25 protein-coding genes and 1 pseudogene are annotated in these 20,855 nt (G+C 62.2%); 23 read left to right on the top strand and 3 right to left on the bottom strand.

Going from position 1 to position 20,855, the window contains the following annotated elements; genetic code table 11:
* Nucleotides 1-325: 325 nt before the first annotated feature.
* On the bottom strand, nt 326-532 hold the full coding sequence (locus tag ACIIOY_RS18500; protein ID WP_411036146.1) for a hypothetical protein: 207 nt from the start codon (nt 530-532) through the stop codon (nt 326-328).
* Between the two features lie 230 nt (nt 533-762).
* Here ACIIOY_RS18500 and ACIIOY_RS18505 point away from each other — a divergent pair, with 230 nt between their 5' ends.
* From ACIIOY_RS18505 to ACIIOY_RS18575, 15 genes are all read left to right on the top strand, one after another.
* Nucleotides 763-900 carry a hypothetical protein gene (locus ACIIOY_RS18505; RefSeq protein WP_411036147.1) on the top strand — a complete coding sequence of 46 codons (138 nt, stop codon included), beginning with the start codon at nt 763-765 and terminating at the stop codon, nt 898-900.
* Nucleotides 901-1,236: 336 nt separating this feature from the next.
* Nucleotides 1,237-1,527 carry a hypothetical protein gene (locus ACIIOY_RS18510; protein WP_411036148.1) on the top strand — a complete coding sequence of 97 codons (291 nt, stop codon included), beginning with the start codon at nt 1,237-1,239 and terminating at the stop codon, nt 1,525-1,527.
* 112 nt (nt 1,528-1,639) lie between these two features.
* On the top strand, nt 1,640-2,044 hold the full coding sequence (locus tag ACIIOY_RS18515) for a hypothetical protein (protein ID WP_411036149.1): 405 nt from the start codon (nt 1,640-1,642) through the stop codon (nt 2,042-2,044).
* Nucleotides 2,016-3,788 carry a terminase large subunit gene (locus tag ACIIOY_RS18520; protein ID WP_411036150.1) on the top strand — a complete coding sequence of 591 codons (1,773 nt, stop codon included), beginning with the start codon at nt 2,016-2,018 and terminating at the stop codon, nt 3,786-3,788. Before ACIIOY_RS18515 ends, ACIIOY_RS18520 begins: the two co-directional genes overlap by 29 nt.
* On the top strand, nt 3,785-4,966 hold the full coding sequence (locus tag ACIIOY_RS18525) for a phage portal protein (RefSeq protein ID WP_411036151.1): 1,182 nt from the start codon (nt 3,785-3,787) through the stop codon (nt 4,964-4,966). Before ACIIOY_RS18520 ends, ACIIOY_RS18525 begins: the two co-directional genes overlap by 4 nt.
* Entirely contained in the window at nt 4,935-5,585 is a 651-nt protein-coding gene (locus tag ACIIOY_RS18530; RefSeq protein WP_411036152.1) for an HK97 family phage prohead protease, read from the top strand. Before ACIIOY_RS18525 ends, ACIIOY_RS18530 begins: the two co-directional genes overlap by 32 nt.
* 27 nt (nt 5,586-5,612) lie before the next feature.
* The gene (locus ACIIOY_RS18535) at nt 5,613-6,791 is read left to right on the top strand and encodes a phage major capsid protein (RefSeq protein WP_411036153.1); all 1,179 of its coding nucleotides are present in this window, start codon (nt 5,613-5,615) and stop codon (nt 6,789-6,791) included.
* An 18-nt stretch (nt 6,792-6,809) separates the two neighbouring features.
* Entirely contained in the window at nt 6,810-7,331 is a 522-nt protein-coding gene (locus ACIIOY_RS18540; RefSeq protein WP_411036154.1) for a head-tail connector protein, read from the top strand.
* Complete coding sequence (locus ACIIOY_RS18545) at nt 7,328-7,669, top strand: head-tail adaptor protein (protein ID WP_411036155.1); 342 nt, start codon at nt 7,328-7,330, stop codon at nt 7,667-7,669. The genes ACIIOY_RS18540 and ACIIOY_RS18545 overlap by 4 nt, the downstream gene beginning before the upstream one ends.
* Complete coding sequence (locus ACIIOY_RS18550; protein ID WP_411036156.1) at nt 7,666-8,067, top strand: DUF3168 domain-containing protein; 402 nt, start codon at nt 7,666-7,668, stop codon at nt 8,065-8,067. The genes ACIIOY_RS18545 and ACIIOY_RS18550 overlap by 4 nt, the downstream gene beginning before the upstream one ends.
* Before the next feature lie 4 nt (nt 8,068-8,071).
* The gene (locus ACIIOY_RS18555; RefSeq protein WP_411036157.1) at nt 8,072-8,275 is read left to right on the top strand and encodes a hypothetical protein; all 204 of its coding nucleotides are present in this window, start codon (nt 8,072-8,074) and stop codon (nt 8,273-8,275) included.
* Nucleotides 8,244-8,711 carry an HK97 gp10 family phage protein gene (locus ACIIOY_RS18560; RefSeq protein ID WP_411036158.1) on the top strand — a complete coding sequence of 156 codons (468 nt, stop codon included), beginning with the start codon at nt 8,244-8,246 and terminating at the stop codon, nt 8,709-8,711. Before ACIIOY_RS18555 ends, ACIIOY_RS18560 begins: the two co-directional genes overlap by 32 nt.
* A 71-nt stretch (nt 8,712-8,782) precedes the next feature.
* Complete coding sequence (locus ACIIOY_RS18565; RefSeq protein WP_411036159.1) at nt 8,783-9,229, top strand: phage tail tube protein; 447 nt, start codon at nt 8,783-8,785, stop codon at nt 9,227-9,229.
* On the top strand, nt 9,229-9,645 hold the full coding sequence (locus ACIIOY_RS18570) for a gene transfer agent family protein (protein WP_411036160.1): 417 nt from the start codon (nt 9,229-9,231) through the stop codon (nt 9,643-9,645). Before ACIIOY_RS18565 ends, ACIIOY_RS18570 begins: the two co-directional genes overlap by 1 nt.
* A complete protein-coding gene (locus ACIIOY_RS18575; protein WP_411036161.1) occupies nt 9,642-9,797 on the top strand; it encodes a hypothetical protein in 156 nt (51 codons plus the stop codon). The genes ACIIOY_RS18570 and ACIIOY_RS18575 overlap by 4 nt, the downstream gene beginning before the upstream one ends.
* Here the strand turns inward: ACIIOY_RS18575 and ACIIOY_RS18580 are convergent.
* A complete protein-coding gene (locus ACIIOY_RS18580; RefSeq protein WP_411036162.1) occupies nt 9,794-10,264 on the bottom strand; it encodes a hypothetical protein in 471 nt (156 codons plus the stop codon). The two genes, ACIIOY_RS18575 and ACIIOY_RS18580, sit on opposite strands and share 4 nt — an antisense overlap.
* Between ACIIOY_RS18580 and ACIIOY_RS18585 the strand changes: the two genes are divergently transcribed.
* From ACIIOY_RS18585 to ACIIOY_RS18595, 3 genes are read left to right on the top strand one after another with little or no spacing between them, the layout of a single operon-like run.
* Entirely contained in the window at nt 10,251-12,935 is a 2,685-nt protein-coding gene (locus ACIIOY_RS18585; RefSeq protein WP_411036163.1) for a tape measure protein, read from the top strand. The two genes, ACIIOY_RS18580 and ACIIOY_RS18585, sit on opposite strands and share 14 nt — an antisense overlap.
* Before the next feature lie 38 nt (nt 12,936-12,973).
* Nucleotides 12,974-13,582, top strand: a complete 609-nt coding sequence (locus ACIIOY_RS18590) for a hypothetical protein (RefSeq protein WP_411036164.1) — start codon at nt 12,974-12,976, stop codon at nt 13,580-13,582.
* 9 nt (nt 13,583-13,591) lie between these two features.
* On the top strand, nt 13,592-13,840 hold the full coding sequence (locus ACIIOY_RS18595) for a hypothetical protein (RefSeq protein WP_411036165.1): 249 nt from the start codon (nt 13,592-13,594) through the stop codon (nt 13,838-13,840).
* Here the strand turns inward: ACIIOY_RS18595 and ACIIOY_RS18600 are convergent.
* On the bottom strand, nt 13,797-14,450 hold the full coding sequence (locus ACIIOY_RS18600) for a hypothetical protein (protein ID WP_411036166.1): 654 nt from the start codon (nt 14,448-14,450) through the stop codon (nt 13,797-13,799). The two genes, ACIIOY_RS18595 and ACIIOY_RS18600, sit on opposite strands and share 44 nt — an antisense overlap.
* A 75-nt stretch (nt 14,451-14,525) precedes the next feature.
* Between ACIIOY_RS18600 and ACIIOY_RS18605 the strand changes: the two genes are divergently transcribed.
* The 5 genes and pseudogenes from ACIIOY_RS18605 to ACIIOY_RS18625 all read left to right on the top strand — a co-directional run.
* Nucleotides 14,526-14,768: a hypothetical protein gene (locus tag ACIIOY_RS18605; protein WP_411036167.1), complete on the top strand. Its 243-nt coding sequence runs from the start codon at nt 14,526-14,528 to the stop codon at nt 14,766-14,768.
* On the top strand, nt 14,768-15,406 hold the full coding sequence (locus ACIIOY_RS18610; RefSeq protein WP_411036168.1) for a hypothetical protein: 639 nt from the start codon (nt 14,768-14,770) through the stop codon (nt 15,404-15,406). The genes ACIIOY_RS18605 and ACIIOY_RS18610 overlap by 1 nt, the downstream gene beginning before the upstream one ends.
* A complete protein-coding gene (locus tag ACIIOY_RS18615; RefSeq protein ID WP_411036169.1) occupies nt 15,403-15,846 on the top strand; it encodes a GNAT family N-acetyltransferase in 444 nt (147 codons plus the stop codon). Before ACIIOY_RS18610 ends, ACIIOY_RS18615 begins: the two co-directional genes overlap by 4 nt.
* Nucleotides 15,847-15,862: 16 nt before the next feature.
* A complete protein-coding gene (locus ACIIOY_RS18620) occupies nt 15,863-20,335 on the top strand; it encodes a phage tail protein (protein WP_411036170.1) in 4,473 nt (1,490 codons plus the stop codon).
* A pseudogene (locus tag ACIIOY_RS18625) lies at nt 20,332-20,855 on the top strand (hypothetical protein); the annotation flags it as partial. The gene ACIIOY_RS18620 and the pseudogene ACIIOY_RS18625, both read left to right, overlap by 4 nt.

Genomic DNA, 20,855 nt, shown 5'->3' on the forward strand with positions numbered 1-20,855 from the left:
CCATCTTAGGCGCTATATGCGCTCTCCCGGCACCGGGCGTTCGTGGTGCGCTTCTTCAGCAGGCGTCAAATGCCTCGATGGGTCTCGTCTCGCCAACGAAACCCATCACCTCTTCACCCTGCGACGTCCCGAGTAGCTGCAGTAAGGCGACACCGTCATGTGCTTGAACCTTGGCCCTTCCTTCCAGTGAGTGTGCGGCCGAACATAGCGTCCGCATTCGGGGCATAAGTAGATGGACTTCGGCCTATAAAGAGCTTCGTGGATGCGGCAGTCCTCTAGCTCGAACATGAGGTTCCGGCGTTTAGCGATCAGGAGTTTCCCCATGTCAATCACCGTCGCAGGCGTCACAAAGCGGGAAATCAGCAAAGCGGCCAACCGAACTGATCGGAATCCCGCAGTGGGCGCAGGTCGTGTCCGCGGCCTCCCGTTGGCGACGCGCGTCATCTGATCTTCGCTCGCTCTCGATGCGCTCGATCTCAGCCTTGCGCCGCTTCAATTCAGTGACGATCTCTTCTGGCGTAAATTCGGTCATATTCAGCCTCCGGCTTCTCAGATGCTTCTCTCTGTATCCTTGGTGGAGGGTAGAGGCAGATACATCAAAACCACGTCCACGCCGCCCAGAAGCATGCGAAGGCGATGGCCCCGATCAGAACAAGATACGCAATCTGCCGCGCCATCGCACAACATCTCCGCTGGGTTAGGTGGCGACAGGATGCAACGTGAGGACGTGAGAGTCGATACCCTGCAAACAAGGAGAAGAACATGATCGGAATGACCCTTCGCTGCGCCACCACTGGCATTGCCGGTACCGTCGACGCCCAAGCCGTCCAGCCTGACGGGAAGGCCTTGGTCCGCATCAACGACCACTGGCTTGAAGTCGAGAGCCTGGTACGTGGTTAAGCGATATCGCCCGGAATATCGAAGCCTCTTCAAGCATCCGGCATGGCGCCAGCTTCGGCTCTCGATCTTCCTCCGCGACAACTACACCTGCCAATGGCCGGGCTGCGGTAGATCTCTCATTGGCAAGGGCAACGACCCGGACAGCCCGGTCGCTCACCACAGGAAAGACCACAAGGGCGACCTGAAGCTCTTCCTCGATCCGGCGAACCTTATGTCGGTCTGCAAGGAGTGCCATGACGGTGCCGCCCAGCGAGCGACGCACCGCGGCTATGTCCCGGGCCATGACGAGCACGGACGCCCCCGCGATCCCGACCATCCCTGGAATCGGAGTACACCATGAAGGAAGAGCTTGAGCTAGCGCTGGCCTACTGGCGCACCATGGCACCGCAGCCCAAGGCGCTCGTCTACGTCAATGCGATAGAGGCCAAGCTTGCGGGTCTGGAGACGAAAGAGATCGTCGTCGACCACGAGCTTGCCAACGCCATCAGCCGCGGCGCTTCCATTGCTCGTGGCAAGGGCATCAAGGTCAACGGCACCGGAGCCGACGAGCAGTCGGAAGGCGAGGCCGAGCCGACGGAGAAGCCAAAGGCCAAGAGGGGTCGGAAGGCGCGCAACAATATTGCGTGAAACGGATCGATGTTTCACGGGGCACCCCCTCAAAGTTTAAAGAGGGGTCGCTTTCTCCGCACCCGCGTCCCCCCTTCATTTGCACTGAAACCAGTCCCGAAAGAGGGGTACGGTGGTCAAGGTAGTCCAACCTGCATATGGGCGGGTCTTCGCGAATGACGAAGGCGCTGCCGAACTGGCGAAAGTGCTCTGGAAAGAAACCGTCGCTGCGCTGAAGGACGCGGGCGCCCTTACGACGCCGAACCTTGCCCGCGCGGATCGCTATGTCCGGGCGAAAGTCGAGTTCGAAAACCTCTATCCGACCGCGTTCGATCAGGGACCGGTGCTCAAGGGCGCGGAGGGCGGCGAATACTTCAACTATCGTTGGTCCGCCTGCGAAAAGCTGAACGAGCGGATGCTGAAATTGGAAAAGGCGATGTTCGGTGAAGCAACAGTCAAAGCGGGCAGGGAAAAGCCGGCCGCCGGAAAGGTTGCCGCCGACGAGTTCCTTGGACCCGACAACGGATTACGCCAGTAAGGTCGTCAAGGGAGAGATCATTGCCGGCCGGTTCGTCCGCGCCGCCTGTCAGCGTCATCTGAACGATCTGAAGAGCGGTCACAAGCGAGGGCTGAAATTCGACATCGACCAGGCGGGCCGCGCTCTCCGGTTCTTCCCGGCGATGTTCACTGTGACGGCCGGCGAAAAGGTCGGTCAGCCGTTCCATCTTCTGGACTGGATGACGTTCGTCGTCGGCTCGCTCTTCGGCTGGCGGAACGAGGACGGGACCAGGCGTTTCCGGCATGCGTGGATCGAGACCGGGAAGGGGCAGGCAAAATCGCCGCTCATGGGCGCGATCGGCGTCTACATGATCGGGTTTTGCGGCATCCGCCGCGCCGAGGCCTATGCCATCGCGAACGACAAGGACCAGGCCAAGGTTCTGTTCTCCGACGCCGTGGCGCTTTGCCGGGCGGAGATACCCGGAAAGGAGGGCGAGACGCTGGAGAGCCGCGGCACCGTGATCATCCGCGGCGTCGGCGACAACGCCTGGAAGATCGAAGTTCCGGCGATGGAGGCCAAGTTCCTGCCGGTAGCATCCGGCGACACGATCTCGGGTCCAAAGCCGATTGCGGTTTTCGGCGACGAGATTCATGAAATGAAGACGGACAAGGCCATCCAGTTGTGGAAGGCCGCCGTCGACAAGATGCCGGGCGATCCGCTGATGCTGCTCGGGACCAACACGCCGGCCGTGGACCAGACGGTCGCCACCGATCTTTCACAGTTCTACCAGCGCGTGGCGGAAGGGGTGATCAGCGATGACGCCGCGTTCTCCTACATCGCGCGTGTCGACGAGGACGACGACCCGTTCAACGACGAATCCTGCTGGGTGAAGGCGCTCCCGGCGCTCGGGATCACCTATCCGATCGACAATGTCCGGCGCCGTGTGGAGACCGCCAAGCACATTGCATCGGAACGGCTGGCGACGGAGCGCCTGTATTTCGGCAAGCCCGTCGGCTCGTCGGGCTTCTGGCTTTCCGACGAACAGGCCTGGAGGAAGTGTTTGGGGCCGGTTTTCACCGACAAAGTGAAGGCTTTCCCGTGCTTTCTTGCGCTGGACCTGTCGCGGAAGAACGATTTGACCGCGCTTTCGGCGTGCTGGCGAGCGCCTGACGACAGGCTGACGCTCAAAACCTGGTACTGGACGACCAGAGGCGGCCTTGCCCGGCGCGAGGCACAGGACGGCATCCCGTACACGGCTTTCGCAACTGACAAGTACGTGACGATCCTCGAAAGCGAGACGATCGATTACACGTTCGTCGCTCAACAGGTCGCCTCGCTGCGGGCGGAGTTCAAGGTCGACAGCCTGACCGTGGACCCGGCGTATATCTCGGAGTTCATCAAGGCAGCCGCCGAGGTAGGCCTCCCGGTGTGGCGCTACATGGGGCCGAAGGAGCCCGCCGGCTCCGGCCTGAAGATAGTCACCCATGCACAGGGCACCAAGATCGCCTTCGAGGACCGGCAGCTCTGCATGCCGCACTCCATCAGCCGCATGACGGACAAGATCCTGAAGGGTGAAGTCCTCATCGAGGAAAACAAACTGACCGACGTTTGCGCTTCGAACGTGGTCCTGATCGCTGACGGGATAGGAAACCAGATGTTCGACAAGAACAAGAGCCGTGGCCGCATCGACGGCATGGTCTCGAAGGCTATGGCCGTCGGGGCGTCCAAATCGGACAAGAAGGCCAAGGGCAGCTACATGGCGCGCGGGGTGCGCGTGGCATGAGGTGGCCGTCCTTCTTCCGGAAAAAGGATTGGGACCTTAATGGGAACCGGTTCTATCAGGAATACATCATCGAGCGCGAGATCGCCGCGACCGAGAAGCACCTGAAGGTGACGGCCTCGCTGGCGGCCGGTCTTCGGATCGCCGAGGGCGTTGCCGCGATGCCGATCATCACCGGCTTGAAGTCCTATGACGACCTGGGCCGCATGATCCGTCGACCGGTCATCGAGAGCGACCTTGCCGAGCGGCTGGGCCACAAGCCCAACGACTACATGACGCCCGTCGAGTTCGTCGAGTGCCTGACGTTGCATGCCGTGTTCGATGGCGTCGGCCGGGCCTACATTGACCGCGGGTACAAGAAGCGCATCAATCGGCTGATCCCCATTGTCGATGGACAGGTACGCGCCGTCAAAGACCCTGAGACGGCTCGTGTCACCTATACCGGCACCATCCCTGGCATTGGCAGCGTTGATGGACTGACGCGTGAGGATTTCATCGAGATATCGAACCCGCGATGGGACGACATCGAAGGCTTGGACATCACCAACGAGATCAAGAAGGTTCTCGGACTGGCGATGACGCTGGAAGAGCGCCAGGTCGATGACGGCAAGCAGAAGGCCGTCCGCGGTTACATCACGACGGACCAGACCCTCGATGATGATGCGGCTGCTGCGGTCCAGGCCGCATTGAAGGACAGGCTACCGGGCACGCCAGTCTTCGACAGCGGCGCGAACTATAAGAGCATCGTGCCGACGCAGGCGGAAATGCAACTGCTTGAGACGCGGCGTTTCATCATCGAGGAGGTCGCGCGCGCCTATGGCATTCATCCGATCTTCCTCGCGCATGATGCCGCCGGGCAATCTCTGACCCGCATCGCCGATGCGATGGACTATCACGTCACCGTCACACTTCAGCCCTGGGCGCGGCGATGGGAGCACGGCATCGCCTTCTCGATGCTGGAGCCGAACCAGTATGTGAACCTCGACGAGACGCAATATTACCGCGGCGACCTGAAGACCTTCGGGGAATACGCCGCCAAGGCGCTCGGCAACAACACGGCCTGGGAAACCCAGAACGACATCCGCGCCAAGATGGGCATAAACCCCGTGAGCGGCGGCGACGAACTTCCGAAACGAAGCGAGGCAGGAAATGGACCTGGAAACCAAGTTCGCCAAGATTGAGGCGGATGCCGTTGCCGATGACGGCACGATCTCGGGATATGCATCTCGCTTCGGTGAAAAGGATCTCGACAACGATATCGTCGTTGCGGGCGCCTTCGCGAAGAGCCTTGGCGAGCGTCGGCCGCTGATGCTCTGGAGCCATGACATCCAGCAGCCTATCGGCATGTGGACGAAGCTTGTGGAAGACGGCGTCGGCCTGCGGGTGGACGGCAAGCTCGCGCTGTCCACGGCGAAGGGTAGGGAAGTCTACGACCTCCTCAAGATGGGCGCAATCAACGGCATGTCCATCGGCTACAAGGCCATCAAGACAGGCCGCGAAGGTGCGGCCCGGCTGCTGAAGGAGGTGGCGCTGTTTGAGGTGTCCATCACGCCGCTTCCGGTGCTGGAGTCGGCGACGATCGATGCCGTGAAGAGCGTCGACGAAATCATTCTGGCGACGAAGTCCGGCGACTACGCGCCCCTCAAACGTGCGGTGGAAGGTGCCTTGCGAGACGCAGGCTTCCCGGCATGGCTGGCCAAGGCCCAGGCGGCTTTTGCGCCACAAGCTCTAGGCGATGGGCAGCGCGACGCGCCCGCCTCGGAGATCGCGAAGCTGATCAAGGAAAAGCTCAGCTTCTAAACCTTCCATCGACCACAGGAGTTTATGATGGACCTTGAAATCAAGGCCGCACTGGATGCTGCAGCAAAGGAAATCGGCGACAAGCTCAAGGAAGTCACCAGCGAGCAGAAGGCCCTTTCGGAAAAGCTGGCGGAGCTCCAGACGAAGCAGGCGTCGGGTGAGGACATCACCGACATCAAGGGCCGCGTCGAAGACAGCCGCAAGGAACTGACCGAGCTCGGCGAGACCGTCACCGACCTGACCAAGAAGCTCAACGCCCGCCGCGACGAGGCGAAGTCGCTCGGCCGCATCATCGCGGAGACGAAGGATTTCGGCGCCAAGATGCGCAGCCGCGAAACCGTCGAGATCAAGGACATCACGTCCGCCTCCTTCGGCACGATTACCCTGCCGGCCGGCGTGCGCCGCCAGAACCGCGGCCTTATCGAACCAGTCAACCAGACGCTGTTCCTGCGCGACGTCATCCCGACGCTCGCCACGACGGCCGCCGTCCTCGAATACCTTCAGGAGACCGGCTACACCAACAATGCCGCGACGGTTGCCGCTGGCGCCCTCAAGCCGCAGTCCGATCTCACCTTCTCCGCCAAGTCGGCGCCGATGGTCAAGATGGCGCACTGGTTCCGCGTCAACGAGGAAACCCTCGACGACGTGGACGGCATGGAAGGCTATATCAACCAGCGCGGCATCTACGGCCTCCAGCTCAAGGAGGAAGGCGAGGTCATCAACGGCGATGGCACCGCGAACCGCGTGGACGGCCTCATTGCCAATTCCACCGTCTACAATCCGGCCATCGTTCCCGGCATCACGCCCGCGAATGCCATGGACGATATCCGCGTGGCCATCGCGCAGGTCTCGGAAGCCGATCTCGTGGCAACCGCCGTCGTCATGAACCATCTCGACGCCGCAGCGCTCGACCTGGCGAAGGACGCCGACGGCCGCTACCTGCACCCGGCCTTCGCCGGCAACACGGCGTGGGGCCTCCCGGTTGTCCGCACCAAGGGCCTCGCCCAGGGCAAGTTCCTTGTCGGGGGCTTCGTCGGTAATACCATCCTGTGGCAGCGCAAGGGCATCGAGATCCGCCGCTCCACAGAGGACCGCGACAACTTCATCGCGAACAAGGTGACGATCCTCATCGAGGAGCGCATTCAGCTCGAAACCCTCCGTCCGGAGGGCATCGTCTACGGCGATTTGACCGAGCCGACCCCGTAAGCACCCAGCGAGGGCAAGATGAAGATTGAGCAGTCCGGCGAGCCGGTGGGCGAAGTCCTGTCGCTTGCCCTCGCCAAGCAGCATTGCCGTGTCCGTCATTCCGATGACGATGCGATACTGCAGCAATATCTTGAGGCTGCGGTCGATTGGGTCGAGCGTGCCTGTCAGACGGTGCTTCTGGAAACGGAGTTCACCGCGACAGGCACGGATTTCTCCCTGAGATTCAAGGGCTATCCGAACGCCGATATCCAGTCCGTCACCTATCTCGATCCGCTCGGGGTCGCCGGCACGGTGACCGACTACGAGATCCGCGATGGCGCGCTCTACATCGAGAACGCGCCGGAGGTTTCGGAAGCGACCGTCGTCTTCAAGGCTGGTCTCGGCGCCGGCAACATCCCGCCCAAGCTGGTGCAGGCGTGCTTGATGCTCGTCGCCAGCTTCTACCTGCACCGCGCCGACGTCACCTCCGACATGACCGGAAGCGTCCCGATGGGCGTCAAGGCAATGGTCGCCATGCATAGGAGCTTCGCATTCGCATGATGGACCCCGGAAAGATGGATTACCTCGTCGTGTTCGAGAAACCGATGAAGGTTCCGGATGGGCATGGCGGCCGGACCGACGGGTGGGGCGATCCGGTGACAGCCGATGCATCGTTCCGCTTTCTGCGAGGCGGCGAGACGGTGCAGGCCTCGCGCCTATCCGGCCGCCAGCCGGTTGTCGTCACAGTCTATGACAATTCGCAGACACGGGCAGTTCGGCCGTCCTGGCGCATGCGGGATGCGAGGTCGGGTGAAATCTACAATGTTAGATCCGGTCCAGTCCCTACAGATGATCGGCAATATCTAGAATTCACCGCGGAAGGCGGGGTGGCCGTGTGAGTGTTTCCGTCTCGTTCCAGGACCTCGTTCTTGCAAGGCTGCTTGCTTCCGCAGAGGTGACGTCGATCGTCGGCGACCGGATCGTGGACGGCAACGACGACGATCTTGCCTATCCGAACATCACCTTCGGCCCGTCCGACTTCACACCCGAGGACGCGGACTGCATCCGCGGCCGGGAGGAGACCTTGCAACTCGACTGCTGGACGCGGGACGCTGGCAAGAAGTGGCCATGCCGCCGGCTGGTCGATGCGGTCAAGGGTGCCCTTCACGATGCGGAGGGCGAGTTAGCCGCTGGCGCCCTCGTGCTCATGCGGGTCGATCTTGTCCGCGTCTTTCCCGACCCGGACGGAATCACCACGCACGGCGTCGTCCAGGTTACAGCAGTGATTGAGGAATAGAGCCATGGCGCGAGTGAGATTTACCGAGGACTTCGACTACAAGCCGACCTCCCGCATCACCGTCGGTTATCTGGCGGGCTGGAGCGGTACGGTCAAACGCGACTGCGCGGATAAGGCGGTTGCCGCCAACAAGGCGATGCGCCTCAATGCGTCAGCATCGAAGGAAGACACCGTCGATGACGAAAATACTGAACCTCGCGAGGCTTGATTGCAAGCTCAAGCGATTGCCGGCCGTCGCCAAGGCGGAAATCAAGGCCGGGATGGAAGCGGCGGCGGATGAGATCGTCGCGACCATGCAGAACCTTGTTCCGATCGGCGACACGATGGCCCTGCATGACTCCATCGCGTGGACATGGGGCAAGGCACCGCGGGGCTCTCTTGCCATCGCCACGGTCAAGAGCAGCATGGCATCGGATCTGACATTGACGATCTATGCCGGCAATGCCGAAGTCTATTATGCCCGATGGGTGGAGTTCGGCACCAAGGACCATGCAAACGCTGGAATGTTCGCGGGATCGAAACATCCCGGCACCCGCGCCCAACCCTTCTTCTACGTCAGCTGGCGCACGAACAAGAAGCCAGCGAGGGCTCGCGTGAGAAAGGCCGTCCGGACGGCTGCGCGCAAAGTCGCATCGAGCGGCTGATTCCAACATCACCGGCATTCGCCACCCCGCCAGAAGCGGGCCTTCCACCATTGCCATAAAAGGAGATTTCCATGGCAGAACCGACAACCATCAAGGGCGGCAAGGTAAAGGTGCTGCTCGGAAACGATGCTTCCCCCATTGTCTATGCGGCGCCCTGCGGCTTCAGCCAGCGAACCGTGACGCTGAATAAGGGGCTGGAAGAGGTGAATATCCCCGATTGCGATGATCCCGACGCCGTTAACTGGCTTGGCCGTGATGCCGTCTCGCTTTCGATGACGATCGCAGGCGAGGGCGTGCTTGCGGCGGAAAGCGTCGAGACCTGGCTGGACGCCTTCGACGACGTTGAGAGCGTTCCCGTCAAGGTCGAATGGCTGTTTCCAGCCAAGACCATCACCTGGACCGGGCGCATGCATGTCGAGAACTTCGAGGCCGGCGCGCAGGATGGCCGCCGCGTTACAGGCAACGTGACGATGCAGAGCGACGGCAAGATGACCCGTGTCGTGACGCCGGTGCCCTGATGAGCCGTGATGCACAGATCACATTGCCGTGGGCGGATGGCGACTATGTCTTCCGCCTCGGCTGGGGCGAGCTGGAGCTTCTGCAGGAGGCTTGCGGCGTCGGCCCCTATGTCGTGCTCAACCGGCTGTATGACGACAGTTGGAAGATGGGCGACATCTCGCACACGATCCGGCTCGGCCTTATCGGCGGCGGGATGAAGCCGGTCGATGCCCTGAAGAAGGTTCGGGCCTATGTCGAGACTCGGCCGCCCATGGAGAACCTGATCTTCGCCAAGGGCATCCTTCAAGCCGGCCTTGTCGGCGCGGAGGATGAGAAGGTGGGGGAGCACGGGGCGGCAAATCCAGAGGGCAGCCCCTCGACGATCTTCCCGACGGAAGACTCCGATTTGCCGCCATCTACGGAAACGGCGCCGTGATGGGTTTCACTCCTCAAGAGGTGCGCGCCATGTCCATGTTCCAGTATTTCGCGGCGGTGGACGGCTTCATCAAGGCCAACTCCATCGACGACGACAAGGTTCTCTCCGATAAGGAGAAGGACGAAATATGGGATTGGCTGGAGGAAGGCTAATCCTTGATTTGTTCGAGCAGCCACTCTGTATGTGTTTTTCCATTTACCTTCACGAACCACGCTGAGGCATGCGAATAGTCGGCAGTGTCGGAAAATGCTTCGCATACAGCGTGCCCGCGCACCGGCGTCCCGTATGCGTTGGCCGCATCGTAACTGATGGAGATCGACGCTAACGCTGGTCGATATCGGCCTTCATCAAATGCTCTGAGCTTGAATTCCCGCGTATCTGGCAGAGATTTTTCATCATCCAGCCGCTTTACGTATTCGTCCCGCGTGAGCTGCTGTTCACGCTTCTTCAGGTCAATCCGCTTGTAGGTCGATGGCGATCTCAGCCTCTCCATTATGGCTTCTTCGCAGACAGTAGTCAGATGGTCTGAAAATGGATTGCAGGAAGATAGGCCGCATGTCGCGGCGATAAGCATGGCTGCTTTCGCTATTTTTATTTGAGGCATCATGGCAACCGACATTGAAAAACTTGTCGTGCAGCTCTCCGCTGACATCAAGCAATATCAGCGGGAAATGCAACGCGCGCAAGGTGTAACGAACGCGCAAGCTCGCGCGATCGAAAACCGTTATCGGCAGATGGACCGTCGTCTCGCGCAGATCGGGACGAGCGCAGCGCGTTCGCTGACGGCGCCTCTAGCGGGTATCGCAGCGGCCGTTTCGGTGAAGGAAGTGCTTGCCTACGCCGACGCTTGGACATCTGCCAAGAATAGCCTGGCCGTTGCCGGTGTGGTCGGCGACAACCAGGTGCAGGTGCTCGATCGCATCTACGAGTCCTCACAGAAGAACGCGACGCCGCTCGGCGCCATGGCCGATCTGTTCGGCAAGGCTGCGCAGGCGAGCGACAATCTCGGCGCCAGCCAGGAAGACCTTCTCAAGTTTGCCGATGGCGTGGGCGTCGCTCTGCGCGTTTCCGGTTCCTCTGCCTCTCAGGCATCGGGCGCGCTAACGCAGCTTGGTCAGCTTCTCGGATCAGCACGCGTCCAGGCGGAAGAATTCAACTCGGTCAACGAAGGCGCGCGGCCGATCCTTATTGCTGTTGCGAACGGTCTCGATGAGGCTGGCGGTTCAGTGAACAAGCTGAAGCAGCTCGTCAACGACGGAAAGGTTTCGGGCCAGCAGTTCTTTCAGGCATTTCTCAAGGGCCTTCCTTCTGTCGAGAAGATGGCCGCGAACGCCACGCAAACAATCGACCAAGGCATTACCAAGGTCAACAACGCCTTCACGAAGTACATCGGGCAGACGGACGAGGGACTTGGCGCTTCGCAGCGTCTGGTTCAGGGCCTGAATGCCCTGGCCGATAATTTCGACGAGACCGCAGATGTCGTCTTGAAAGTCGCCAGCGTCATTGCGGGGGCACTTGTCGGGAGGTCGATCGGCCTCATGGTTGCGAAGCTCGGCCTTGCGACGTCGGTCGTCGTGAGGTTTGTCGCCGCTCTCCGTGCCGCCGCAACCGTCGGCGGCCTCGCCACGGCTATTGGCGGACTTTCTGCCGCGGCCGGTCCTTTGGGACTGGTGATCGGCGGCACGGTTGTTGGTGCCTTGGCGCTCTTTTCCTCCAGTTCGGCGGAGGCTTCCCAAGGCGCTCAGACGTATGCCGAGGCCCTTGCGGAGGTCGAACGCCGCGCGAAGGAGGCGGCACCTGCAATTGAGGGTGCAGCCGAGGCGATTGACGACAAAACTCGCGACAATCTGATTAGGTCTCTCGAAATCGCACAGGAAGAGGTGGCGCGAACGAAGGCTGCGGCGCTCGAAATGTTCGCCGCTTTCACTGACGACTACTCGATGAGTTTCGCCACTGATGAGCAAAAGCGCCAACTCCGTGAACTTGCAGAGGGTCTTGATACCGGCAAGATCAAGGCGGAAGACGCGGAACAAGCCATCCACCGGATGGCAACCGCGAACTATGATTTTCGTATCGCCGCTGACAAGCTGAGCCCACTTATTCAGGCGGTCGGTAACGCAGTGGCAGCATTCGACCTTCTTCAAGGACGAATGGACCGGGCAAGCGGCGTCTCTCTCTCCCCTCAGCAGATGGCAGGCTATCGCCAGTACGGACAGTCCCGCCAGCAGGGCGAAGAGATGCTTCGGATCGGCAAAGCTTATGCCGATGAGGCCGCGCGCCAGAATTCCCTCAGCAAGGAACAGCTGGCAATCGAGAAGGAAATCGCGACGATCAAGAAGGACGTCGCCGCAAAGGGCGGGTTCCTGAATGATGCCGATATCCGCGCGCTTGCCGAACGCAACATCGCGGCCGACGCGGCGCGCAACAACAGCGGGAAGACGAAGGGCGTAAAGCAGACGGCGGACAGCCGCTTCGACGCCGACATCCAGGCTGTGCGCGACCGGACGGCGGCGCTCATCGAAGAGCAGCGCATCGTCGGTCTCTCCTATCGGGAGCAGGAAAGGCGCCGGATGGCGCTCGACCTCGAGCAGTCAGCGCTTGCCGATCTGCGCGAAGAAGCTCGCCGCAAGGGGCAGACGGACCTTGAGAGCATCCGTCTTTCGGATCAGCAGATCGCGAAGATCCGTGAGGCGTCGGCCGCCTATGCCGAGCAGGCGGACGTGCTGCGCCGCGTGCAGGAAGAGCAGCAGCGCGCCGAAGATGCAGCGAACGAGTTTTACGATGCGTTTAAATCGGAAACGATCGACGCCATCACCGGAGCGAAGTCGTTGAGCGAGGCCTTGGGCAATATCGCGAAGCGGCTGGGTGACCTGCTTCTGAACAGCGCCTTCGACGCGCTGTTCCAGCCGAAATCCGGGTCGTCCTCGGGTGGGATATTCGGCAGCATCTTCAACGCACTCGGCGGGATGTTCCGCGCCGCAGGCGGCCCGGTGAAGAAGGGCCAGCCTTATATCGTCGGCGAGAAGCGGCCTGAGCTGTTCGTTCCTGAACAAAGCGGAACGATTGTGCCGAAGCTTCCGTCCGCGCCAACCATGCCGAATCTTTCCGGGATGGTTGGGGGCAGTCAATCGCTCCGGGTCTCCTACGCCCCGGTCTACAACGTGGCGCAGGGCGCAGACCCGAAAGCCATCGCCGAGCTACGCCGCGCGCAGGCTGAAGACCGCATGACCTTTGAGGCGCGCACTGTCAGCGCGATCCGGAAAGCCCGAAGCCTCAACGTCAAGGTCTGACACCCGGGCGATTTCACGAACATAGACATGAGGTGCCCATGGCGCTGACCTATCCGCTCGACTTGCTCTCCGAATTTCCCGGATGGGCAACCGAGTTCGAACCTGTCTACCGGCAGGAATATTCCCGACAGGCCAATGGTGCGACCATCGGCAAGGACTTCGGATCTCCGTTGTGGCGAGGCGTTTGGACATCCCGCACCCTCTCGCCGAACGATCTGGATTACTGGCGCGCGCGGCTGGAAGCCCTTGAGGGCGTCGTGAGGTCGTTTCGCGCCTGGCCGATGTCGCGTTGCCGGCCGATCCGGCATCCGGGTTCGTCGGCGCTGCCGGCCGGGACGCTGCACACGATCAGCGCCAGCCGGAATACGATCCGTGTCTCGGGGCTTGCGGGCATCAACCTGTCTGCCGGCGATCTCCTCCAGATCGGCGCGGCCGACCTGCACCGGATCATGGAGTCTGCCGCCGGCAATCCGACCGGGCTCTTCGAGGTCCGCCCGCATATCTGGCCCGGCGTCGCCACCGGCGCGGCGGTGTCCATCAGCAAGCCATCGTGCATCATGTCGATCGTGCCGGGTTCCATCGCCACCGCCGCCAATCCTGCTACGGGGCGGGGAACGGTGAGTTTTGAAGGTATTGAGGTGAGGTGAGAGAGGGTCATGAACGACGGCGAAGGCTACAAACATGACATACAGTGGGTCGCAGACCTCCGGGCGGCCGTTGAGGACGCCCAGGCAATTTTAAGGCGCATCGACACGATGCGCTATGAAGAGATCGCGGCTGTCGATGAGATCTACACGCACGGACACAGCGAAATGGGCGTATCCAACAGCATGACGTGTTTTGAGGACCTACAACATGATCTCAAGTGGTTGTCGGAGGGCTTGGACCGGGCTCTATCGAAGTAGCTATGCGGGAACAAACCGAGCGGGCCTCATCTATCCAATCCGCTATCCTGTTTGTCGCATCGTCGATCATCTTGGGGTTGACCTTATTGTTGTTCGCCCGGATTTTCGCATTGCGTTGCATTTGCGTTCCGTCAATGCGTGTAAGTATCATCTTTCCATCCAGCAAAATGTATGAGCCGTCTTCTGCTAGCCCCATGGCAGTGTGGGCATATCTGTTTCGCAGTCGCGCGATATCTCCGTGGGATTTCAAAAGGGCTTTGATCTCGTCAAAGGAAGCCTTGTACAGGTAGCCCTCGCCGTGTCGGGCTTCTGCCAGATCGAGGACGAGTTTCCGTCTCCCACGGCTGCTTTCGACCGCGAAAAAAAGTGCAAAAACCGCATTCGTGTCGGAGATCATCACCGCCTCGCCATCCATGGCCTTGAGAAGATTTTCCATCGTGCTCAAGTCGGCCCGTGCCATCAAGCGAGACATAATCAAGGCAAGATAGAACTCGGAAGCGCTCCAAGCCATCGTCAGGCGCCCCAAGGCGACAATTACGTCATTGGCATGCGGGTGTTCCGGGACAGCCGGAAGCCTGATCGTAACGCACGGTTTTCTGCCTGGTTTCATAGCCTGCCCCTCTTTCCCGCATCGAACCACGGCGGCAATCGAGAGTCGAGTCCACCACAACCAAAGGATATAGCCATGAAACGCAGGTCATTCCTCGCGGCGTTCTTTGCCGCGCCTATAATTCCGGCAGTTGCGAAGATCGCGGAAACGCCCAGCGAGGCCATGAAGCGCATTGCCGAGGACGAGAAGATGGCTCTCAAGGTCGCCGACATCGGACACGGCAAGGCCGGTCGGATCACCTCTCCGGGCGGGGCAGTTGTCGACCTTGACGCCGGTACGATCATGTTCCCGTCAGACAGATTCCTGGGAATGCGTTGATGCGCTCGATCTCGACTCGGAACCTCGCCGCCATCCAGGCGGGACGCATCATCGCGCGCGATTTCCTCTGGATACGTGCCCGGACGATAGATACCGGCGCGCTATCCGAACACGGCTTCTGGTCCGATGCGGGCAATGTCTCCGCGCCGGTGCTGAACCCGAACACTGGCCTTTCCGAGACGCGGAACTTCGAGGGGAGCGGCACGCTGATCAGCATCAGCGACATTTCGCTCGTCGCCAACCTCACCGTGCAGGACGTGACGATCGAAATGTCACAGCTCGATCCGGCGAGCGAGGCGATTGTCCGGGGATACGACCTTCGGCAGGCCGGTGTCGAGATCTATCGGGGTCTCTACAATCCCGCAACGCGGCAACTAGTGGCACCGGCACTCTGCCGCTTTGTCGGCTTCGTCGATGAAGCTCCGATCGAAACGCCGGAGGAAGCCGGCGTCGGCAAGATCACGCTAGTCTGCAAGTCGCATACGCAGGAGATGACGCGCTCCAATGCGGACACCCGTTCCGACGCCAGCCAGCGCCGGCGCTCGGCGACCGACAACTTCTACCAGGATGTGACGACCATCGGCGAGGTCGAATTCTTCTGGGGCAAGAAGAGCGGCAAGCTCGGGTCGGCCGGATGACGATCCGGAAAGCGGAAGCCCGGGACAAGGGCCGGGTGCTGGCGATGGCGCGCGCCTTCCATGCCGCCTCGGGCGTTGCCGTGCCGTTCTCGGCGGCGCTGGCCTCGATGGTGTTCGACGCAACGCTCGCCGATCCAGACCGTCTGTGCCTCGTCCTAGAAGTCGGCGGGGTTGCGACGGGCGTGCTCGCGGCGCAGGCGGGGCCGCACGGCTTCTTCCCGGTGAAGCTTGCGAGCGAGCTCATGTTCTGGATCGATCCGCCGCACCGCGGCACGACGGCGGCCCGGCACATGATCGCCGCCTTTGAGATGTGGGCGCGGTCCCGCGATTGCCAAATCTCGCACCTGGTCGGCCTTGGCGATGAGCCCGCCGTCGGCCGTCTTTACGCCCGCTGCGGCTATCAGCCCGCCGAGCGGCATTTCATGAAGCATCTGCTTTAGGTTTCCGGACGACATCATGACGATCTTCACTGGCATCGCAACCGCGATCGGCGGCTTGCTGGGCGGCACCTTCCTGTCCGGCGCCGTCGGCACGTTCCTGCTCAAGGCGGCGGTCGGCATCGGCCTCAACCTGCTCGCCAGCGCCATCGCAGGCAAGCCCGAGCAGCCGCAGCATACGTTCGCCGTTCAGGGGCAACTCCAGGCGGGCGGCGACATCCCGCGCTCGTTCATCATCGGACGCACTGCAACGGCCGGTTCGCTCGTCTATGCGAACACGTGGGGCGATTCCGGCAAGACGCCGAACGCCTTCTTCACGCAGGTTATCGCGCTTTCGGATCTGCCGACGCAGGAGCTTTCCGGCATCTGGGTCAACGGCGAGCGCTGCACGCTATTGCCCGATACGCCGCATGCGGAGCTGGGCCTTCCCGTCCTCGAATACCGGTCGAACGGCGAGGACCATCTCTGGATCAAGTTCTACGACGGGACGCAGACACAGGCCGATTCCTTCCTCGTCAACCACGCAAGCTCGGCCGAACGGCCGTATGAGGCGACCCGCGTCGGGCGCGGCGTATCCTACGCGATCTGCACGGCCCGCATCGACGAGAACCTGTTCACCGGTTTCCCCAGCTTCAAGTTCGAACTTCTTGGTTTGCGGCTCTACGACGTCACCAAGGATAGCACGGCCGGTGGGAGCGGGCCGCATCGCCTCTCCGATCCCTCGACCTGGGGCGGGGACGGCGACGAGCTGCCGGCCGTTCAGGCCTACAACCTGCTTCTCGGCGTCAAATATGCCTCGGAATGGTTCTACGGGCTCCAGAACATGTCGGCGGCGCGGCTGCCGGCGGCGGACTGGCGGGCCCAGATCGGCAAGTGCCGCCTGCAGGTGGCCAAGCCGGGCGGCGGGACGGAAGAGCAATACCTGACCGGCCTCGAAATCCAGGTCAGCGCCCAGATCGCGTCGGCGGCCGAGGCGATACTGACCGGCTGCCAGGGCCGGCTCATCGATTCCGGCGGCATCTACAAGATCCGCGTCGGCGCGCCCGATGCGGCCGTGTTCTCGTTTTCCGACGGCGACATCCTTTCGACCGAGCGGCAGACCTTCTCGCCCTTCTTCGGCCTTGCCGACACGATCAACGGCATCAGCGCGACCTATCCGGAGCCGGGGGAAGGGTGGAACGCCAAGGCGGCTCCCTCCATCTACCGGCCCGACTACGAGGCCAAGGACGGCAATCGCCGCCTTATGGCGAATGTCGAACTGAACGCGGTTCGCCGGGCCTCGCAGGTCCAGCGGCTCATGAAGTCGGCGCTGGAGGAGGCCCGCCGGGCCCGTCGCCATACGATCGTTCTCGGCCCGTCTGCCTGGGTGCTTGAGCCGGGCGACGTGGTCGCCTGGACGTCGGCGCGTAACGGCTATGTCACGAAGCTGATGCGCGTCGACGGCGTCATGGACAAGGCAAACCTCGATGTCGTGCTCGACATCACGGAGGTTGACCCGGCCGATTATTCCTGGAACCCGGCGACGGATTACAAACCGCCGACCTTCGGGCCGATCGGTCCCGCGCGGCCGGCGCCGCAGGCCATCGTGGACTGGTTCGCGCAGCCCTGGACGCTCGACGATGGGCAGGGTGAGCCGCGCCGCGCCGCCATGAAACTCTCGTGGGACGGCGATCAGGACGATGTCGAGGGGGTCGCCTTCGAGGTGCGCCTGGCAGCCACGCAGGAGGTGGTCTATCGCGGCCGCACGGAGAATGTGCGGGCGGGCTCGATCATCGTCAGCCAGAACCTCCTGCCGGCGCAGGCCTATGAAGTGCGCGGGCGCTACATCCCGCGCGGTGACCGGGAAACCGTATGGTCGAACTGGCTTCCCGTCACGACGCCGGACGTTCCCGTATCGCTCGATGACCTCGCGGCCGAAATCCGCGAAGCGCTGGAACAACTGCGCGAGTGGATCGACGACGAGACGATCGACAACCTTGTGCAGGATACCATTGAGCTTGCCCAGGCGATTGCGGCGGAGGCTCAGGCTCGCGCCCAGGCCATCGCCAACGAGGCGGCGCAGCGGGTGCAGGAGATCGGCGCGGAGCAATCGGCGCGCGTTGCCGGCGCGATCGAGGCGAGCGATCGGTATCGGTCCCTTGTCGACGAAATCACCACGCTCCGAGACCGGGCGATGGAGGCGGACTTTGCCGACTTCAAGGCCCGCGAGGAAATCAAACGCTCTCTGGTTGCCTCGATCGAGAGCTATGCGGCCAGCTTCAACGAGCGGATCACGGTCGCGGCCTCGGAGATTGCGGCCGTGGCGCAGCGCACGACGTCGCTCGAAGCCAGGACTGTCGAGCTCGGAGCGGAGATCGTCACCGTCGACCTGGCGCGCATCGAGGGGCAGAACGCGCTGGCCTACCAGATGTCGCTCCTATCGGCGGGCACGGACAACCAGTTCGATCCCTACCGGTTCTGGGGCTTTGGTGGCGACTTCGAGGGGTGGACCGGGAACGGTACGCCGACCATCACGGACGGCTATCTGCGCCCGGCCGACCATGCGAGCGATCCCTATGTCATGTCGCCCGCCGGCCTTGCCGTCGCCACGGCGAGCTACCGGCAGGTGCGGGCACGGGTGCGTAAGTACGGCAGTCCCGTATGGGAGGGCTATTGCTGGTGGGCCGGGAACGGGCAGGAATGGGATAGCGGACGGAGAACGTCGATTGCCGAGCCGGTGTTCGACGGCAACGGCATCGGCCTTCTGACGTGGAACCCGGAGTGGTCCGGCACGGTCGACCGCATCCGCCTCGACCTGTCGACGGCGCAGACGCCGACCGACTATTATACGATCGACTGGATTTCAGTCGGCGCGCCGGCGCCGGGGGCATCTCGGGCCGAGCTTGCGACAGAACGGCAGGCCCGTATCGACGGGGACGGTGCGAATGCAAGCGCCATCGACGCATTGCAGGCGCGCGCCACCAATCTTGAGACGGGCGTTTCCGGCCTCGCAACGGGCGTGTCGGCGCTTGAGACGCAGGTGACGACGCTCGGTAACACCCTGACCGCGACCGCAAATGCGCTCGACGCCCTGGAACTGGAGGTCGAGGACAAGGCGGACCTTAACGTCGTCAACGCGATGTCGGCGGAAATCCAGGCACTTGGCTCCGGGCTGCTCAACCAGGGCTCCATGGTATCGGCCATTCGCGGCTCGCTGCTTCCCTCGGCCATGGAAGGCGTCGACCAGGACTTTGCGAACTTCTTCGGCGAGCGCAGGGGCGCCATCGCCCTGGCAGAGGCGTCGCAGGCGCTCAATACCCGCATCGACCTCACCAATGCCTCGCTTTCGGTGGTTTCCTCGGCGCTCACGCAGGTCCAGGCGATCATTCCCGGGCTCGCTACCTCGACGGCATTGAACGGCCTGACGAGCCGGGTGACCGCGGCCGAGGGGAACATCGCCGCGAATACCTCTGCGATCACGTCGATCAACGGCGAGCTGCCGGGCAAGGCTTCTGTCGCAGCGCTCAACTCGCTCGCGGGGACCGTGAGTTCCCAGGGCGACACGATAGCGTCCCATGCCTCGGCGATCACCTCGATCAATAATGCGCTACCCGGCAAGGCCTCGACGTCCGCCCTCGCAGCGCTTGAGGGACGGGTGACGAATACCGAGGCGGGCATCGCGTCCAATACGAGCGCCATCACCGCCATCAACAACACGCTTCCGGACAAGGCGTCCACATCGGCCCTCAACGCCCTTGCCAGTACGGTCAGTTCGCAAGGCGACGCCATCTCGGCGAACACATCGGCGATAACTACCATCAACAACACCTTGCCGGGAAAGGCCTCGACCTCGTCCGTCACGGCTCTTGAAGGGCGCGTCACGACGGCGGAAAACAACATCTCCGCCAACACGTCCGCGATCTCCTCGATCAACGCCGCGCTGCCGAACAAGGCGGATGCTTCCGCGCTCAACAGCCTTGCTGCAACCGTCACGTCGCAGGGCAATACGATCTCGTCGCATAGCTCGGCCATCACGTCGATCAACAATGCGCTTCCGGACAAGGCCAGCGTCTCGGCGCTCAACTCACTGGCGGGAACCGTCACGTCGCAGGGGAACACGATTTCGGCCCAGGCGACGGCGATCACGGGATTGCAGACGAGCGTGGGCGACCTCAGCGCCTCCGCGCGTTCCAAGATGGAGGTTGTCAGCGGGCCGGGCGGTTACGCCAGGATCGCCTGGATGGCGCGCGCCGGCACGACCGGCAACTATCGGGAGGGCGGGATTTATCTCGACGTGCCGACCAACACAGCGCTTCCCGTCCAGGTCATCATTGATGCCGCCCGCTTCGCCGTGATCGACGGCGCAACCAAGCTGGTCCCCTTCGTCGTCGAGAACGGCGAGCTGAAGGGCACTTTCGCCCGTTTCGGCACGGTCACCGCCGGCGTCCTTCGGGGCGCGAACGGCAAGATGAAGATCGACGTCGAAGCCGGAACCATCGAGATATGGACATGAAGAACGTTCTCATCGGCTACGACTACACCGACACGCCCTGCGTGAAGATCACGAAGGACGGCTACGCTGCCCGGACCACGCCGGACGCCGAGCGCGAGAAGTTCTACTACTCGACGAAATGGGAAAAGCAGGTCGAAACGCCCTACACGGAATTCTGCTACCAGCGCGCGTTCGGCAGTTCCTCCGAGGAGTGGTTTTTCGACCCGCCCGGAACCGGCTTCGGCAACTTCGACCGCGCCATCTATTCGTACGGTTCGGGCGGCGCGGTCGGGAATACCAACTACTGGTTCCGCGCCTCGCGCTTCCCGGGCGTTCGGTATCAGATGCCGATGTTCGACATCAAGCTGAAGAACAGGGCGACCGGTCTATTCGAGGTCCGCAAACAGTACGAGGCGCGCACCGGCACGACGGGGCCGAACGGCGCGCGCGGCGGCTATTTCGGCATCCACGAAAACACCGTCGGCATGTGGTGCCAGGACTACAACTGGAACAACCTCGTCACCATGTCGTTCGGCAGCCG

Source organism: Shinella agrisoli (genome assembly GCF_046557955.1).
In the GTDB taxonomy this organism is placed as follows: Bacteria; Pseudomonadota; Alphaproteobacteria; order Rhizobiales; family Rhizobiaceae; genus Shinella.